Source organism: uncultured Maribacter sp., assembly GCF_963975365.1.
In the GTDB taxonomy this organism is placed as follows: domain Bacteria; phylum Bacteroidota; class Bacteroidia; order Flavobacteriales; family Flavobacteriaceae; genus Maribacter.
In genome coordinates, this window is sequence record NZ_CAXBGF010000007.1 from 126,209 (window position 1) to 143,237 (window position 17,029).

The following is a 17,029-nucleotide window of genomic DNA, read 5'->3' on the forward strand; positions in this document are numbered from 1 at the left end:
TAACAATGCTAAAAAAATATTTAAATTTTAAAAGGCGATTGACTAAATTATATGGCAAGATATTAATTGGAGTTGTACCAACTAAAACAATCTTTTTCCTTGTGTTTTCTGTATTCTTTTTTACGAATTGCATAGAAAAATTTGATATTCCTAGTGAAGTAGATGAAACAGTTTTAGCTTCAACCCTTATAGTGGAAGCTACAATAACAAATGAAATAAAACGACAAAAAATATTGTTGAGTAGACCTTCTAATTTTGAAGTGGTTAATGATTTAGATAGTATTTACGACCCTAGGTTTCCTGAAATTCCTAAAGAACCAGGTTTTAGTTATGAAAGAAATGCACAAGTAAGTGTTGTAGATAATAAAGGCAACGAATACCAGTTCGTTGAAACATCTCCAGGAACCTATCTTTCCAATGATAATTTTGCAGCAGAAAAAGATGTGGAGTATACCTTAAATGTTATAACGGATAAAGGTACAAGCTATGTTTCCAGTGCGGAAAGCTTTGGTTCAGTTGGGCAAATAGAGGATTTGTATATAGAACGAGATTTCAATGTTGAGGGAGATGAGGGTGTATTTATTTATTTGGATGGTGGTAGTACAAGTACATCTGACCAATATTATAGGTATACCTATGAGGAATCCTATAAGATTATTGCACCAGAATGGCGTGAAGAGGATTTTGTTCTTACAAATTATGATCCGTGTGCATTACCTACGGTCACTTATGATCTTGAAATTGTTAAAAGGGAAAATGAAGAAGGAAAAGTATGTTACAAAACTGATTATTCGAATTCGATTATCCAAAATAGTACTGTCGCTTTACAGGATAATAGGGCCGTTGGTTTCCCCGTTCGTTTTTTAAATAGAAACAATTATATCATTTCACACCGTTACAGCATTCTTGTTAAACAATATTTGCAATCTATAGATGCTTATAATTTTTACCGAACGTTGGAAAGTTTTGGTTCTTCAGAAAATATTTTTTCCTCTATTCAGCCAGGGCTTTTGATAGGTAATATTAAAGCTGAAAATGATGGCGATGACCAAGTTGTAGGGTATTTTGAAGTTGCATCTGTGACTGAGAAAAGAGCTTATTTTAATTACGAGGATTTATTTCCAGAGGAACCCTTGCCAGATTATGCCGTTAACTGTTTTCCATCTTCACCACCATTAGAACATCCATCATATTGCTATGAAGGGGAGCTTAATTGGCCTTGTCCGATATCAATTTTAGAGGGTGTAAATATAAATTTATTTGCATATTATGGTGAAAATGAAGAAGGTATTGGAGCCTGTCCGGGACCATATTTAATCACTTTTAGGGCATGTAGCGACTGTACCGTGCTAGGTAATTCTACAATGCCTGATTTTTGGGAGGAATAATTTAATATATATGAGAAACAAAATTATTATTCTTTGTTTGTTTTTGGCTCACTTTGGTTTAATTCATGCACAATATGTTATTGAAGATAGTGAAGAGCTAGAAACACTTAAGAAACTGCCTTTAGAAAAGGTATATGTACATGCTAATACTTCATTGATTTTCCCTGGTGAATACCTGTATTTTAGTATGAATTGTATAAATGCTATGTCCAATAGGTTAAGTACAATAAGTAGGATAGGATATATAGAATTAATTGATAAAAATCACAAAAGTATAGTTAAACAAAAAGTAGCTTTAGTGAAGGGTAAGGGTCAGGGTGATTTTTTCATCCCAGTTACCTTGCCCTCAGGCAACTATAAGTTGATTGCCTATACCCATTGGATGAGGAATGCGGGATTATCTCAGTTCTATCAAGATGATATTGTAGTAATTAACCCTTATCAAATAGATCAAGAAAATTTACGTAATAAAAAAGAGGAATCTATTGAATTGAATATTGTTCAAGAAAATAGTGCAGATATGCAGTTAGAAGACAAATCTATTGAGCTGCAAATAGGGAAAAATATTTTTAGTAAACGTGAAAAGGTTTCTCTCGTTCCAAGAAATTACAAAGGTTCATTAGGCTATGGAAATTATTCTATAAGTGTGCGTCTTAAAAATAATTTGGATGTAAAGCCAGCTATGCACGCTACGTTTTTTGGCAATAAGTATCTGAGTAGCACCAAAATATTACCTAAAAATATTAATGATTCTATATATTTACCAGAACAACGGGGTGAATTATTTTATGGAAGGGTTCTAGATAAAGATGATAATCCTGTTCTAAATGAAACTGTAATAATTTCCATTCCTGGTGAGGATTTTCAGTTAAAATCAGCCATTACTGATAAATCCGGTAGTTTTTACACCTATGTCAATAAGCCGTATACTGCTTCGACTATTATAGCCCAAGCGATTGATAATGATGCTAAGAAAATGGTTAAACTAATAGATAAGCCTGATATAGCATATGGTACTCTTGAATTTAACGATTTTACACTTAACAGTAAAATGGAAAAAGCAATTGTAGAGCGAAGTGTTTACAACCAAATTGAAAATGCATTTTATAGTGTTAAGCCCGATTCGATTTTATCTAATGCAATAATTGATCCTTTTGATGGGGGCAGTCCGGAAATCATTAAACTAGATGAATTTACAAGGTTTCCTACAATACGTGAAACATTGGTTGAGCTAGTGCCTAATGTTTGGGTGAAAAGACTTGATACTGGAGATTACACATTTTGGGTTAGGGAAAAATTGGAAAAATATGAAATAGAATTTGAATCAGACCCTCCTTTGGTTTTGGTAGATGGGGTATTTGTGCAAAACCATTCGTCTATATTGGATTTTAATGCTCGACTAGTAGATAGAATTAGTATTCTTAGAGATCCCTTAGTACTTGGTGATAAAAAGTATTTGGGTATGGTGGTTATAGAAACTATTGAAGGTGATTACTTAAATAGAATAGTAGATCATAATATGGCCATTAACGATTTAGAAATGCCCACTAGTTTAAAGAATTATTTTAATCAGTCTTATGCAGCAGAAAATGTGGAGAAATTTAAAAACATACCAGATTTTCGTAGTCAATTATATTGGAACCCTACCATTCTTATTGATCAAAATAGTAACGAAAAAAAATATGAGTTTTATACCTCCGATATTTCTGGTGAATATGAAATACTGTTAGAAGGTTTTACGACCTACGGTAAACCTATAACCGTAAAAAAAACAATTACTATAGAATAGTTTGATACTTTTTCACATCAATTGCTACTTAAAATTAAAAAGTACTATTTTTAATGTTAAACACTAATAATGCTTACAAAAGTTTATGGAAGTGCAGTTTTTGGCGTAGAGGCTACAACCATAGTTGTTGAGGTAAATATCGATAAGGGTATTGGATATCATTTAGTAGGCCTGCCCGATAATGCAATTAAAGAAAGTAATTATAGAATTGCTGCCGCGTTACAAAATAACGGCTATAAAATTCCGGGTAAAAAAATCACTATTAATATGGCTCCTGCAGATCTTCGTAAAGAAGGGTCTGCTTATGATCTTACACTAGCTATAGGTATTCTAGCAGCGTCTAATCAAATACAATCTGAGAATATTGAGAAGTATATTATAATGGGAGAACTTTCCCTAGATGGCGGACTGCAACCCATAAAAGGAGCATTGCCTATTGCGATTAAAGCTCAAGAGGAAGGTTTTACCGGTTTTATGCTGCCAACTGCAAATGCAAAGGAAGCAGCAATCGTGGGTGATTTAAAAGTATACGGAATTGATAATATTAAACAAGTCTTAGATTACTTTGATAAGGGTACACCTTTAGAGCAAACCATTATAGATACGCGAGAAGAGTTTTATAAAAATCTTGATTTTCCTGAATTTGATTTTTCAGATGTTAAGGGACAGGAAAGTATAAAGCGCTGTATGGAGATTGCAGCAGCAGGCGGGCATAATGTAATATTGATTGGACCGCCAGGAGCTGGTAAAACTATGCTAGCGAAACGATTACCTTCTATTTTACCACCCATGACATTACATGAAGCATTGGAAACGACAAAAATTCATAGTGTGGTCGGTAAGATTAAGAACATGGGGTTAATGAGTCAACGGCCTTTTCGAAGTCCACATCATACAATTTCTGACGTAGCTTTAGTCGGTGGCGGTTCATATCCACAACCAGGTGAAATTTCCCTTTCACATAATGGTGTTTTATTCTTAGATGAATTGCCAGAGTTTAAACGAGGCGTTTTAGAGGTGCTGAGACAACCATTAGAAGATAGGGAAGTAACGATATCGAGAGCAAGATTTACAGTAACCTACCCCAGTAGTTTTATGTTAGTGGCCAGTATGAATCCCAGTCCGGGTGGTTATTTTAACGACCCTGATGCGCCGGTAACATCCTCCCCTGCGGAAATGCAACGGTATTTAAGTAAAATTTCTGGCCCGTTATTGGATCGTATCGATATTCATATCGAAGTAACTCCTGTACCTTTCGAAAAACTATCGGAAGAACGAAAGGGTGAGGGGAGTGTTGAAATAAGAAAACGAGTTACTTCGGCAAGGGAAATACAAACATTACGTTTTACCGAATTAGAGAATGTGCATTATAATGCTCAGATGAATACTAAACAAATTCGTTTATACTGCAAATTAGATGAAAAATCAAAATCACTTCTTAAAAATGCGATGGAGCGATTGAATCTTTCTGCACGAGCATATGACAGAATTCTCAAAGTAGCGAGGACCATAGCTGACCTTGGCGGAGATACAGATTTAAACGGTGATCACATTTCTGAAGCTATCCAATACAGAAGTTTAGATAGAGAAGGTTGGTTGGGGTAAGTGTAGATTGCTTGTAGGGTTGAGAGATGTGAACTGGAGACGGCAGGTGTTAATTTTTTTAAGATTTTTTTTCTGCTTACTCTGAATGCCGCTGCTAGCAAGCTGGTGGGAGCGAGTGATCAGCGTAGTTTAAACCCTTATATGGCCAAAAATTGCATATTAAACATCATTATTTTGTAAGAAATTTCTAATTATATATTTTACATAGTAATTATATAGAAATATTTCATTTTTTATAACTAACTTAATATTAGTAATTTGAGAATATTATTTTATGATGGAAGAAGTCAATTATGGCAATTTATCTTAAATATACTTGTAGGAATGTTTTTTTTTTAGTTAAATTGTGGGAATGACCTTATAAGATTATCATAATGAAGAAAATCTTATTTACCACTATTTTCAGCTTTCTATTGTTTTCTTGCAGTGAAGAAACTACTATTAATAGTCCGGAGGAGTATAATTCCGAAGCTTTTGAAAGCTATGAATTTAAATCTTTGCAGTCATCATATGATGAATATGTGGAAATAGAATCTTCTATTACAGAAGTATTCGATAAGTCATTAACATCAAAATTGTCAAAGTCAGAGTTGGATTCTAGACAAGAAGCATACGTTCAGAAAATAACTCAAAAAATGTTTGAGGTAAAGAAGAAACGTGATGTATTCTTAAATAAATTTCCAGCTGTAGCGGAAAATATGAATTTTGAGCAACTAAGAAGTTTATTAAGAAAGGAAAATAGATAACTTACATTGCCCCTAACCAAAGGGGTAATATTTAAAATTCATATGTTATGAAACATCTACTTTTAACCTCTATTTTAAGTATTGTCTTACTTTCATGTGCTAAGAATGTAGTAGTTACTGAAACTGAATACATACGTTCTCAAGCATTTAAAAGTCAAGAATTTGAGGAGTTTAAATTTGCTTACCATAATTATTTGGACTACGCAAAAAAGAATTATACGGGTAGCGCAATTGTTAGTTATAAAGGCAGCCCATATCTTAGGGATACCATATTTCATTATAAAGCTATGCGAGACTCATTGTTAGTTGTTATGAAATTAAAATCAAATACATTTTATTCAAAATATCCAACTAATTTACTTAATATGGATATGGATGATTTTAAGGAGCAATTAGTTGAAAACTAATTGCTAGAATATTTTATTTATTGTTATTCGTTAACCAGCTTTATTGATAGCGTTGGTTAATGAATTTTTATTCCATCACCTTTCTAAGTGCTTTATCAAACAGGTGTACTTCTTCAATCGTTCCTGTGCTAATACGTGCCCAATCAGTAAAAGGAGGGAAAGGTCTTCCTATTAGAACATTTTCTTTTTCCATTGCTACAATCATTTCAGAAATGTGCCGTCCTGTTTTAAAAAAAACAAAATTAGTATGCGATTTTTGATGTTCTAAGTTTAAATCATTTAATGTTTTATAGATTTGATTTTTAGCTTCCACATTTTTAGTAATGCTAAATTTGTAAAACTCATCATCTCTTAGTGCCTCCTTAGCAGCTTCAATCGCTAAAACATTTGACATAGCCATAATGTTTTTTTTCAGTCTAGTAGCAATATCTGGTCTAGCGACTAAGTACCCAATCCGAAGTCCTGCAAGGCCATAAACTTTTGAGAATGTTTTTGAGACGATAACATTCATACTTTCCTTCACTAATTCAATCATTGAAGGGTAATCGGGTTCGGTAATAAAATCATAATACGCTTCATCACTAAAAACCATTGTTCTACGACTAACGGTAGCGCAAAAATCTCTTAATTTATTTTTATCAAGCAGTGTTCCTGTAGGGTTGTTAGGGTTGCAGATAAAGATCAAACCTGTTTTAGCTGTTATTCTTTTCTCCATTTCATTTAAATCGTGCCCCATGTTTTTATCTACAGGAACTCGATGTACAGTAGCACCAAAATTCTCTGCATAAGTCATGAGTGATTGAAAGGTAGGGTCAGCAGCAATAATTTCACCACCATTAATTCCGTAAGTTAAGCCGGCAGCCTTTAAACCTTCTGTAGAACCGCCAGTTATGACAATATGGTCTTTAGTCACACCTTCTTTCTGGGCTATTTGTTCTACCAATGAATGTAGAACCATTGAGGGGTATCTGCATGCAATATCTAGTGAATTTTTAATTACCTCTCGTACTGCTTTTGATGGTCCGTACGGATTTTCATTAGAATTTAATTTTGCAATACTTGATTTTTCGAAATAATTAGATTTTTCGATTTGTGAGGCGAAAGCTCCAAATCCACCTAAAAAAGTAAAACCACTAGAAAGTCCAGCGGTTTTAAGCCATTGTCGTCGGTCAATAGTGTTCATATGTATACCCTTTGGGTAAAAGATACAAAAATTGCCTATAAAAATTTTAATTTGAGGAACGGATAATTAGGAATATAACTCCTCATTATTAACATCATCTTCTTGTTTTTTAGGCGCTGTAAAAATATCCTTAAGTATAAAACTAGTTGCTATAGTAAGGCCTGTAGTTAAAATAGGTGTCGAATAATCCCAATTTAGAAGGTGCATAATGCCACCAGAAATAATGGTGATTACACCAATGACCATTACAAAATTCCATATTATTTCAGTAATACTATTTCTTGAATTACTTTTTTTATCCATAAAGTAGGCAGTACCCTCCATGGCAAACCATACGATAAATGTAAGTGCTGTGCCGACTTGGAAAATTAGAGTGTATGGAAAAGCTAAAATGGTTAATATACCATTGGTTGTCCAAAATAGAACTAAGGCCATTTTTATAATGTCTATGGTTAGTTTTTCGGTCTTTCTAAAAAAACGAAGGGTATATAATACTAGTATTGCGGTAAATGAAATAAATACAATACCCGCTGAATATGGCCAGTGAAGAACCTGCATTAGCATACCTATTAAAAGGGTGGCTAAGGCTGCCCGAATCGGATTTTTAAATGCTTTTTTAGATTTTTCCACGTCCATATTTTTTAATTAATTACCTTGATATTTGCTTTTAGACCCTCCATAATCCCAATGATATTGTTTACGGTTTCGTTTAAGTAGTACCGTACTACAATATGAGGAATTCGAATAGTTGTAAAGCCATTCTTAAAAGCGTGCATTGCTTCTTCTAAATTATTAATAGCTTCATGTTCTGTCAGTTTATCATATTGTGAGTCAATTTCAATATTGAGTTTTACACGAGAAATAGCGATATCTATTGATTTCTTACCATCCCACCATTCAAGCATCGAGTTTACGCCAGCTTCTTTAAGCGCATAGTAAAGTTGAATAGCTTCTAATGGTGTGTCATTTTTCTTGATTAATTTTTCAATACGCTCATGATGCTTGAGGCAGAGTTCTACACCAGCACTTTCCATGGCGTTTTTATGATCTAAATAACTAAGTTCTTTTTTACATTCTAAACAAATCATTAATAGGTTAAGTTTAAGGTTCGGGGATATTAATAACCTCAATTTTTTAAGAATAGTATGTAACCTCGATGAATGACGTCTAACTTTTAGACGAACTGCATTTTGAAATGTTAAAATTGTGGTGAAATTGATTCAATCTATGGTGAGCCAATTCATATTTTGAGATTATATTTACATTAATGATAATTTTAATTCATGTTTAAGAAATTAGGACCAGGTGTTCTCGTTGCAGCAGCATTTATTGGTCCGGGAACAGTGACCGCATGTACTCTTGCAGGAGTAGTTTTTGGGTTTAGTTTGCTTTGGGCCATGATTTTATCTATAATTGCGACCTATGTACTTCAAGAGATGTCTGCAAGGTTGGGTATTATAACACAAAAGGGACTGGCCGATGTTATTAAACAAGAGCTTAAAAATCCTTGGATAAGAAATAGTGTAATTGCACTTATATTTTCTGCTATAATAATAGGGAATGCATCATATGAAGCTGGCAATATCGGTGGGGCGACTTTGGGTATGGAAGCCCTTTTTGGCTTAGACTACAGTAAATTATATCCAGTAATATTGGGATTTTTAGCTTTTTTGCTGCTCTATTTTGGAAGTTATAAAGCCTTAGAGAAGGTGTTTTTATTTTTGGTTCTAATAATGAGCTTGTCTTTTGTAATGACTGCAGTATTAACACAACCTAACCTTTGGCAATTAGTTAAGGGATTGTTAGTGCCAGCAATCCCAGAGGGCGGTATTTTGACCATTATAGCTTTGGTGGGTACTACTGTAGTACCATATAATCTTTTTTTACATGCCGCCTTGGTGAGTGAGAAGTGGAAATCAGAAAAAGATTTAAAACTTGCTAAGAGAGATACGTTGGTCTCTATTATATTAGGCGGACTTGTATCTATAAGTATAATAATATCTGCTGCTGCTATAAAAAGTACAGAAGTTAACAATGTCTTGGACATGGCAAAAGCATTAGAGCCGCTTTACGGTTCTGCAGCGCTCTATTTTATGGGAATTGGTTTATTGGCAGCCGGTATTACTTCTGCAATTACAGCTCCCTTAGCTGCTGCATATGTCGCCAATAGTTGTTTTGGATGGAAGGCTAATTTTAAAGACGCCAGGTTTCGATCAATATGGATAATGATTTTAGTATTAGGCGTAGTTTTTCTATCCTTTGATATTAAACCGATAGAAATAATAAAATTTGCTCAAATCACGAACGGATTACTTTTACCCATCATCGCTATATTTTTATTGTGGGTAGTAAATGGGGTTGGTGTTATGGGGCAATATAAAAACACCTTAATGCAAAATTGTTTAGGGTTGGCTATTATTCTGCTTTCAATTTTATTGGGCGCTAAAAGTATTTTAACTGTTCTAGGATTATTTTAAATGGTTAATAAAATAATTGATATCAATTGTGATGTTGGTGAAGGTGTCGGTAATGAGGCCGATTTATTTCCAATGATAAGTTCTTGTAATATAGCTTGCGGGGGTCACGCAGGTTCAAAAGTAACCATTAGGCAGTGTTTGAAATTAGCAGAGAAATTCAATGTTAGAATTGGTGCGCATCCTTCATATCCTGATAGAGATAATTTTGGGCGAGTTTCTATGAGTATATCCGATAATGATTTAATTAAGAGTATTGAAAATCAATTGAAATTATTTATAAGCGAGTGTAATGAACTTGAGGTGAAACTTCATCATATTAAACCTCATGGTGCACTTTATAATGATATTATCAAAAACGAGCATTTAGCTAATGTATTTCTAACCGCCATTTCATCTTATAGGAGTAATGTTATTTTGTATGTACCCTATGGTAGTGTAATTGAAGCATTAGCACAAGCTAAAAATTTCAATATAATGAAAGAGGCCTTCGCCGATAGAAACTACAATAATGATTTAAGTTTAGTTTCCAGAAAACAGGACAAGGCATTAATAACAAATGGAAAAGAGGTTTTACAGCATTTGGTTCTGATGTGTAATGAATATCTGGTTCGAACGGTCACCGGTGAAAAAATTCCGATTCAGGCAGATACCTTTTGTATTCATGGCGATACCCCATCAGCTTTTCAAATTTTGACGTATATTACAGAGCATTTACCAGAATATAATCTACAACTATACCGTGAATTCCCCTGAAATAAATATAAAGCCCTTTGGTGTACATTCTGTTCTAATTGAATGGCCCAATGAGGTAAGTGAACATATCTTAGAAACTATAATATGTTTTCAAACCTACATAAGGTCAAACATCTTAACCGATAAGGATTGGGAAATGGTACCTTCCTACAATTCTCTTCTACTAGTAAATAGAAAAAGGACGATTGATTTTGAGAATACCTCAAAGGATATAAACGTCGGATATTCCCAGTTAAAAGAGATCAAAAAACCAGTTCGGTATTTATGGAGATTACCTGTTTCATACGATTTAGATTTTGGCTTAGACCTTGAAGAGGTTGCAAAAAAACTTAACAAGTCTATTTCCGAGATTATAGCAATGCACACGGGAACAACATATACGGTATATAGTATAGGTTTTTTACCTGGGTTTATGTATTTAGGCGGTTTGTTGAAAGATTTAGAAGTACCTAGAAAAGCAACTCCAAGACCAAAGGTTGTTAAAGGTGCTGTTGGTATTGCTGGTAAGCAAACAGGTATTTATCCTCAAGAATCGCCTGGTGGATGGAATATTATTGGCAATTGTTCTGTTCCAATTTTCGATGCTACAAAAGAAAATCCTTGTTTTGTTAATGTGGGTGATAAAATTGAGTTTTATGAAATTTCTAGAGCAGAGTATGATTTACATAAGATAGAGGCCGAAGTTGGTATTTATAAACCGGAAAAAATCAAGTTAAATGCTTAAAGTACTAAAAGCAGGATTTTATTCTACAGTTCAAGATTCAGGTAGATTTCATTATAGAAATAAAGGTGTTCCAGTTTCTGGTGTAATGGATGAGATGACTGTATTTAAAGTAAATTCATTGTTGGAAAATGAAATTTCTTCTGCGGTTTTAGAGATTACCATGACCGGGCCAACTCTCATGTTTGAAGAGGAAACATATATGGCATTAGGCGGTGCAGAGATGTCAGCTACCTTAAATAATTCACCTATTCGGAATTATAAAGTATACCAGATTGAAGTTGGGGATATTCTATCATTCGGCCGATTAGATAGAGGGTTTAGGTCGTATTTAGGAGTTAGAGGAGGATTTACTTGTAAAGAGATATTAGGTAGTAGGTCGTTTTATAAGCCTATTACCAAAGAGAATAGACTACGCGACAATGATGTCGTTCCTTTTGTTTATAATAAATTGTTTCAACCTAAAATTTCAGAAATTAAAGTTGATTGTTTTTTAGATGATCATAAATTAGAAGTGAGTAAAGGTCCTGAATTTAATTTATTGACCGATAGACATTTAGAAGAGATTTTTTCCAGGTCATTTACAGTTGCTCATGAGAACAATAGAATGGCATATCAAATTAAAGAAAATATTTCTTCGCATGAAATGTCAATGTTAACATCGGCAACATTACCAGGTACTGTGCAACTTACCCCAACGGGCAAATTAATTATTTTGATGAAAGATGGGCAAACTACCGGTGGTTACCCAAGAGTATTTCAGTTAACGGATAAGGCTATATGTGTTTTGGCACAAAAAAGAGGCGGAGATAAAGTGAATTTTAAAATGATATAATATTTTCAATTCTCGTAAAATTTATAATTAATGTAAGTTGTGTATTACTGCTTATGGAATAGTTTTGATTTCATTTGTTATCATACTTTTTTAGTAAATGTATTTTATGTACTATTGTAATATGAAATTATCTTTTTTAAATAGCAATGTGGTCATAGTCATTCCAAGTTTGGGATGATATAGCTTTTCATTGTTTAGAAAAACCTGTATCAAAACTATTTTGATACAGGTTTTTTTATAGTTTAAAAATAATATCAAATAGTTTTGAAGTATTGAATATGGTATACAATAGCAATCTAAGTAATTGTAAATCAATAGTTTAATTGATTTTTATGGGAAATGAATTTGTATTGTCAAATATTGTTAAAATTAGAATTTTTTATAAACTTTTATCTTTGGTTTAATACAATTAAGTAATCAAGATAAGCATACTAGAATTATATTATGGAATTGAACAAACATAGTAAGAATGTTACCCAGGATCCAACGCAACCGGCAGCTCAAGCAATGTTATATGCCATAGGTTTAACCGAAGATGATTTAAAAAAACCATTAATTGGGATTGGTAGTACTGGTTATGAAGGTAACCCTTGTAACATGCACTTGAATGATTTGGCACAAGAGGTTAAAACAGGGGTTAATGAAAGTGGTTTAGTAGGTCTAGTGTTCAATACTATTGGTGTTAGTGACGGTATTTCTATGGGTACTTATGGTATGCGTTATTCCTTACCTTCTAGGGATATCATTGCCGATTCTATGGAAACAGTAGTTCAAGCTATGAATTATGATGGATTGGTTACTGTTGTTGGTTGTGATAAAAACATGCCAGGTGCACTAATGGCAATGATTCGATTGAATAGGCCTTCTGTATTGGTGTATGGTGGCACTATAGCATCTGGATGCTACAAAGATAAAAAGCTAGATGTTGTTTCTGCTTTTGAGGCTTGGGGGGAAAAGGTAGCAGGTACCATGAATGAAGAGGATTATAAAGGGGTAATCCAAAATGCATGCCCAGGTGCTGGCGCTTGTGGAGGTATGTATACCGCAAATACCATGGCTTCTGCGATCGAAGCATTAGGTATGGCAATGCCTTATAATTCTTCAAATCCTGCAATAGGAAAACAAAAACAAAATGATGCGATTGAATCTGGTAAGGCTTTAAAAAACTTATTGGAAAAAGATATTAAGCCTAGTGATATTATTACGCGCAAATCATTCGAAAATGCAGTGCGTTTGTTGACATTGTTGGGTGGTTCAACTAATGCAGTATTACATTTCTTGGCAATAGCTAAGGCTGCTGATGTTGAGTTTACTTTAGATGATTTTCAAAAAATAAGTGATACAACACCATTTTTGGCTGATTTAAAGCCAAGTGGTAAATTTCTTATGGAAGATGTTCACCGTGTAGGTGGGGTGCCTGCTGTTATGAAGTTTATGCTTGAAAACGGAATGTTACATGGCGATTGTTTAACAGTTACAGGTAAAACTGTTGCTGAGAATTTAGCTGAGGTTCCAGGTTTATTGGAACATCAACAAGTAATAAGACCTTTAAGCAATCCGATTAAGGCTACTGGGCACTTAAGAATACTTTACGGAAACTTGGCGACTGAAGGTTCGGTTGCTAAAATTACAGGTAAAGAAGGATTGTATTTCTCTGGACCGGCAAAAGTGTACAATGACGAATTTTTTGCAAATGCAGGTATTGGTAAAGGAGAAGTTAAAAAAGGTGATGTAGTCGTTATTCGCTATGAAGGTCCCAAAGGTGGACCTGGTATGCCAGAAATGCTGAAACCAACTGCAGCTATTATGGGTGCCGGACTCGGTAAGGATGTGGCTTTGATAACAGATGGTCGTTTTTCTGGCGGCACACACGGTTTTGTTGTAGGGCATGTATCTCCAGAAGCTCAAGATGGTGGAACTATAGGATTGTTAAAAGATGGTGATATTATTACAATCGATGCTGATAAAAATGAGATTTCGGTCAATCTTACAGATGCAGAAATAACAGCAAGACGAAAAGCTTGGGTACAGCCGGATTTGAAAGTGAAAAGAGGTAGCTTATATAAATACGCTCGAACGGTATCATCGGCTTCACAAGGCTGTGTTACAGATGAATTTTAGGTAGTAAGTAATATACTTTTAATTAGTGCTAGGTGCAATATAATGTCGGGTAGGTGTAGGTTTTGATACATTACTTGAATTTGAACATTAATTATGGAAACAGTAAAAGAGAAGAAAAAAAGTACAGATTCTAAGAAAGCTATAAAGATTTCTGGAGCAGAGGCATTGATTCATTGTTTGTTGGCAGAAGGTGTGGAAACAATGTACGGTTACCCAGGTGGTGCAATTATGCCCGTGTATGATGAATTATACAAATTTCAAGATAAATTAACACATATACTTACAAGACACGAACAGGGTGCAACGCACGCTGCTCAAGGGTACGCTCGCGTTTCAGGAAAGGTAGGTGTTGCAATTGCAACTTCTGGCCCTGGTGCAACCAATTTAGTGACAGGTCTTGCAGATGCGCAGATAGATTCTACCCCAATGGTTTGTATAACTGGGCAAGTTACAAGAGGGTTATTGGGTACCGATGCTTTTCAGGAAACTGATATTATTGGTATTTCAACTCCTGTGACTAAATGGAATTATCAAATAACCGAAGCTTCAGAAATACCTGAGGTTATGGCGAAGGCATTTTATATTGCCAAGTCGGGAAGACCAGGTCCGGTTTTAATAGATATTACCAAGAACGCCCAAATTGAACAATTTGATTTCTCATATAAGAAGTGTACGGGCGTACGAAGTTACAAGCCGGTGCCGAAACCAGAAATGAGTGCTATTGAGGCTGCTGCTGATTTAATCAATAATGCTAAAAAACCATTCATTGTATGGGGTCAAGGTGTAATACTTGGTCAAGCTGAAAATGAGCTTAAACAATTGGTGGAGAAAGCTGGTATACCAGCAGCATGGACTATTATGGGTGTTTCTGCTTTAGATTCAGACCATCCATTAAATGTTGGTATGGTAGGAATGCATGGTAATTATGCCCCTAATTTAATGACCAACGAATGTGATGTTTTGTTGGCTATAGGAATGCGTTTTGACGATCGTGTAACAGGCAGATTGGCAGATTATGCAACTCAGGCAAAAGTGGTTCACTTTGAAATAGACCCAGCGGAAATTAATAAAAATGTACGTGCCGATGTAGCGGTGTTAGGTAATTCTAAAGAAACTTTAGACTTACTTCTTCCACTGATAAAAGAAAATAAGCACGAGGCTTGGCACAATAAATTCAAAGAAAAATATCAGATTGAGTTCGATACGATTATAACGAATGATATTCACCCTACGAAACCGGGTTTAACCATGGGAGAGGTAATCGAGGAGATTAATTTAGCCTCAAATAATAAGGCGGTTATAGTTTCTGATGTAGGTCAGCATCAAATGATTGCTTGTAGATATGCTAAATTTTCACAGACAAAAAGTAATATAACTTCTGGAGGATTAGGAACTATGGGTTTTGCGCTACCTGCTGCTATCGGTGCTAAAATGGGAGCAATGGAAAGGGAAGTGGTTGCTATCATTGGCGATGGTGGTTACCAAATGACTATACAAGAATTAGGTGTTATTTTTCAACATAAAGTTCCAGTTAAGATTGTTGTTTTGAACAATGAGCATTTAGGAATGGTACGTCAATGGCAAGAGCTTTTCTTTGAAAAAAGATACGCTTCTACTGTTATGGTGAACCCCGATTTTGTTAAAATAGCGGAAGGGTATAGTATTGAAGCAAAGCGAGTTTCTGAACGTAAAGATTTAAAATCGACTATTCAAGAAATGATGGCTTCTAAAGAACCATATTTTTTAGAAGTGAAAGTTGAACAAGAAGATAACGTGTTCCCAATGATTCCTTCGGGTGCTTCGGTTTCTGAAATTAGATTGAAATAACCAAATGTCATGAATGCCACCAATATACAGGATATTCCAAAAATACACACGGAGATAGTTCGTAAATCTGAAGAAATAGGATTTACTATGCCTTCTGATTTGTATGTAGGTAGCTTTCTTAAAACACTAATAACTTCGAAACCTAACGGAAGGTTCTTGGAAATTGGAACAGGCATAGGCTTAAGTCTTTCTTGGATGATTGAAGGTATGGATAGCGATTCTATGTTGATATCGGTAGATAATGACAAAGAGTTGACAGAAATTGCAAATAGTTACTTCGGTGAAGATGATAGAATCGAATTGATTTGTAAGGACGGATCACAATGGATAAAAGAATATGTTGGCGAAAAATTCGATTTAATTTTTGCAGACGCATGGCCAGGAAAATATAGCGAGATCGAAGAAGTTTTAGGCTTAGTTAAAGTTGGTGGCTTTTACATTATCGATGATATGACAAAGCAACCTAACTGGCCTGAGGGACATGAAGCTAATGTAGTTGAATTGACAGCCTATTTAGAGAAGCGTGATGATTTTCAGTTAACAAAAATGAATTGGTCAACTGGTTTGATCATGGCAGTAAAGAAAAATAAAAATTAATTAAACGATCCCATAAAATTCTTTTGCATAAAAGAAAAGGAAAATGGCTTATGGAAAATAAATGGTTTACAATATCAGTATATTCAGAAAATAATGTTGGATTACTAAATAGGATTTCAGGAATATTTTTAAAGAGACATATTAATATAGAGAGTTTAAACGTCTCTAAGTCAGAGATAGACGATGTGTCTAAATTTACTATTGTTGTGAATACTACAGAAAAATGGGTACATAACATTGTAGGTCAAATTGAAAAGCAAATAGAAGTGATTAAAGCATTTTATCATACCGATGATGAAACAATTTATCAAGAATCAGCTTTGTTTAAAATTGCATCTGGTCTACTTTTCGATGAACGTCAAATTCAAAATATAATTAAAGATAATAATGCTCAAATTGTAACAGTTTCAAGAGATTTCTTTGTGATCGCTAAAAGTGGAAGAAGAAGTGAAATTGATGAAATGCATGATCAATTGAAACCTTACGGTATAATGCAATTTGTACGTTCTGGTCGAATTTCTGTCACTAAAGATGTTATGGAAATTTCTGCAATACTTAAAGAATTTTAAAAAGAATTAAA

The 17,029-nt window shown here is 34.3% G+C and carries 16 protein-coding genes; 13 read left to right on the plus strand and 3 right to left on the minus strand.

Annotated elements, in window-relative coordinates; genetic code table 11:
• The first annotated feature begins 5 nt into the window (after positions 1 to 5).
• The 5 genes from AACZ49_RS10245 to AACZ49_RS10265 all read left to right on the plus strand — a co-directional run bounded on the left by AACZ49_RS10245 (position 6) and on the right by AACZ49_RS10265 (position 5,935).
• Positions 6 to 1,388 (plus strand): DUF4249 domain-containing protein, encoded by a 1,383-nt coding sequence (locus AACZ49_RS10245; protein WP_339654222.1) that lies wholly within the window; start codon positions 6 to 8, stop codon positions 1,386 to 1,388.
• Positions 1,389 to 1,398: 10 nt separating this feature from the next.
• Positions 1,399 to 3,177 (plus strand): hypothetical protein, encoded by a 1,779-nt coding sequence (locus AACZ49_RS10250; protein ID WP_339654225.1) that lies wholly within the window; start codon positions 1,399 to 1,401, stop codon positions 3,175 to 3,177.
• Positions 3,178 to 3,246: 69 nt separating this feature from the next.
• Positions 3,247 to 4,782 (plus strand): YifB family Mg chelatase-like AAA ATPase, encoded by a 1,536-nt coding sequence (locus tag AACZ49_RS10255; protein ID WP_339654228.1) that lies wholly within the window; start codon positions 3,247 to 3,249, stop codon positions 4,780 to 4,782.
• A 374-nt stretch (positions 4,783 to 5,156) separates the two neighbouring features.
• Positions 5,157 to 5,528, plus strand: a complete 372-nt coding sequence (locus AACZ49_RS10260) for a hypothetical protein (protein ID WP_339654231.1) — start codon at positions 5,157 to 5,159, stop codon at positions 5,526 to 5,528.
• Between the two features lie 47 nt (positions 5,529 to 5,575).
• The gene (locus AACZ49_RS10265) at positions 5,576 to 5,935 is read left to right on the plus strand and encodes a hypothetical protein (protein WP_339654234.1); all 360 of its coding nucleotides are present in this window, start codon (positions 5,576 to 5,578) and stop codon (positions 5,933 to 5,935) included.
• Positions 5,936 to 6,002: 67 nt separating this feature from the next.
• Here AACZ49_RS10265 and AACZ49_RS10270 read toward each other — a convergent pair whose 3' ends face one another.
• The 3 genes from AACZ49_RS10270 to AACZ49_RS10280 form a co-directional block, all read right to left on the minus strand.
• Positions 6,003 to 7,118 carry a histidinol-phosphate transaminase gene (locus AACZ49_RS10270; RefSeq protein ID WP_339654237.1) on the minus strand — a complete coding sequence of 372 codons (1,116 nt, stop codon included), beginning with the start codon at positions 7,116 to 7,118 and terminating at the stop codon, positions 6,003 to 6,005.
• A 66-nt stretch (positions 7,119 to 7,184) separates the two neighbouring features.
• A complete protein-coding gene (locus AACZ49_RS10275; RefSeq protein WP_339654240.1) occupies positions 7,185 to 7,748 on the minus strand; it encodes a hypothetical protein in 564 nt (187 codons plus the stop codon).
• 11 nt (positions 7,749 to 7,759) lie between these two features.
• Entirely contained in the window at positions 7,760 to 8,206 is a 447-nt protein-coding gene (locus AACZ49_RS10280) for a hypothetical protein (RefSeq protein ID WP_339654243.1), read from the minus strand.
• Between the two features lie 195 nt (positions 8,207 to 8,401).
• On the opposite strand from AACZ49_RS10280, the gene AACZ49_RS10285 reads away from it, so the two are divergent.
• From AACZ49_RS10285 to ilvN, 8 genes are all read left to right on the plus strand, one after another.
• Positions 8,402 to 9,595, plus strand: coding sequence for an Nramp family divalent metal transporter (locus AACZ49_RS10285; RefSeq protein ID WP_339654245.1), 1,194 nt, complete (start codon positions 8,402 to 8,404; stop codon positions 9,593 to 9,595).
• On the plus strand, positions 9,596 to 10,348 hold the full coding sequence (pxpA, locus tag AACZ49_RS10290) for a 5-oxoprolinase subunit PxpA (RefSeq protein ID WP_339654247.1): 753 nt from the start codon (positions 9,596 to 9,598) through the stop codon (positions 10,346 to 10,348).
• Positions 10,335 to 11,072 carry a 5-oxoprolinase subunit PxpB gene (pxpB, locus tag AACZ49_RS10295; protein WP_339654250.1) on the plus strand — a complete coding sequence of 246 codons (738 nt, stop codon included), beginning with the start codon at positions 10,335 to 10,337 and terminating at the stop codon, positions 11,070 to 11,072. The genes pxpA and pxpB overlap by 14 nt, the downstream gene beginning before the upstream one ends.
• Positions 11,065 to 11,904, plus strand: coding sequence for a biotin-dependent carboxyltransferase family protein (locus AACZ49_RS10300; protein WP_339654253.1), 840 nt, complete (start codon positions 11,065 to 11,067; stop codon positions 11,902 to 11,904). The genes pxpB and AACZ49_RS10300 overlap by 8 nt, the downstream gene beginning before the upstream one ends.
• A 444-nt stretch (positions 11,905 to 12,348) precedes the next feature.
• Positions 12,349 to 14,025 carry a dihydroxy-acid dehydratase gene (gene ilvD, locus AACZ49_RS10305; protein WP_339654255.1) on the plus strand — a complete coding sequence of 559 codons (1,677 nt, stop codon included), beginning with the start codon at positions 12,349 to 12,351 and terminating at the stop codon, positions 14,023 to 14,025.
• A gap of 93 nt (positions 14,026 to 14,118) precedes the next feature.
• Positions 14,119 to 15,852: a biosynthetic-type acetolactate synthase large subunit gene (gene ilvB / locus AACZ49_RS10310; protein WP_339654258.1), complete on the plus strand. Its 1,734-nt coding sequence runs from the start codon at positions 14,119 to 14,121 to the stop codon at positions 15,850 to 15,852.
• Between the two features lie 9 nt (positions 15,853 to 15,861).
• Positions 15,862 to 16,449, plus strand: a complete 588-nt coding sequence (locus tag AACZ49_RS10315; protein WP_339654260.1) for a class I SAM-dependent methyltransferase — start codon at positions 15,862 to 15,864, stop codon at positions 16,447 to 16,449.
• Positions 16,450 to 16,499: 50 nt separating this feature from the next.
• Positions 16,500 to 17,018, plus strand: coding sequence for an acetolactate synthase small subunit (ilvN, locus tag AACZ49_RS10320; RefSeq protein ID WP_339654262.1), 519 nt, complete (start codon positions 16,500 to 16,502; stop codon positions 17,016 to 17,018).
• The last annotated feature ends 11 nt before the right edge of the window (positions 17,019 to 17,029 follow it).

Bases quoted from the DNA above. Each gene is read 5' to 3' on its own strand.
- AACZ49_RS10245 (WP_339654222.1), top strand. From the start codon at position 6: ATGCTAAAAAAATATTTAAATTTTAAAAGGCGATTGACTAAATTATAT.
- AACZ49_RS10250 (WP_339654225.1), top strand. From the start codon at position 1,399: ATGAGAAACAAAATTATTATTCTTTGTTTGTTTTTGGCTCACTTTGGT.
- AACZ49_RS10255 (WP_339654228.1), top strand. From the start codon at position 3,247: ATGCTTACAAAAGTTTATGGAAGTGCAGTTTTTGGCGTAGAGGCTACA.
- AACZ49_RS10260 (WP_339654231.1), top strand. From the start codon at position 5,157: ATGAAGAAAATCTTATTTACCACTATTTTCAGCTTTCTATTGTTTTCT.
- AACZ49_RS10265 (WP_339654234.1), top strand. From the start codon at position 5,576: ATGAAACATCTACTTTTAACCTCTATTTTAAGTATTGTCTTACTTTCA.
- AACZ49_RS10270 (WP_339654237.1), bottom strand. From the start codon at position 7,118: ATGAACACTATTGACCGACGACAATGGCTTAAAACCGCTGGACTTTCT.
- AACZ49_RS10280 (WP_339654243.1), bottom strand. From the start codon at position 8,206: ATGATTTGTTTAGAATGTAAAAAAGAACTTAGTTATTTAGATCATAAA.
- AACZ49_RS10285 (WP_339654245.1), top strand. From the start codon at position 8,402: ATGTTTAAGAAATTAGGACCAGGTGTTCTCGTTGCAGCAGCATTTATT.
- pxpA (WP_339654247.1), top strand. From the start codon at position 9,596: ATGGTTAATAAAATAATTGATATCAATTGTGATGTTGGTGAAGGTGTC.
- AACZ49_RS10300 (WP_339654253.1), top strand. From the start codon at position 11,065: ATGCTTAAAGTACTAAAAGCAGGATTTTATTCTACAGTTCAAGATTCA.
- ilvD (WP_339654255.1), top strand. From the start codon at position 12,349: ATGGAATTGAACAAACATAGTAAGAATGTTACCCAGGATCCAACGCAA.
- ilvB (WP_339654258.1), top strand. From the start codon at position 14,119: ATGGAAACAGTAAAAGAGAAGAAAAAAAGTACAGATTCTAAGAAAGCT.
- AACZ49_RS10315 (WP_339654260.1), top strand. From the start codon at position 15,862: ATGAATGCCACCAATATACAGGATATTCCAAAAATACACACGGAGATA.
- ilvN (WP_339654262.1), top strand. From the start codon at position 16,500: ATGGAAAATAAATGGTTTACAATATCAGTATATTCAGAAAATAATGTT.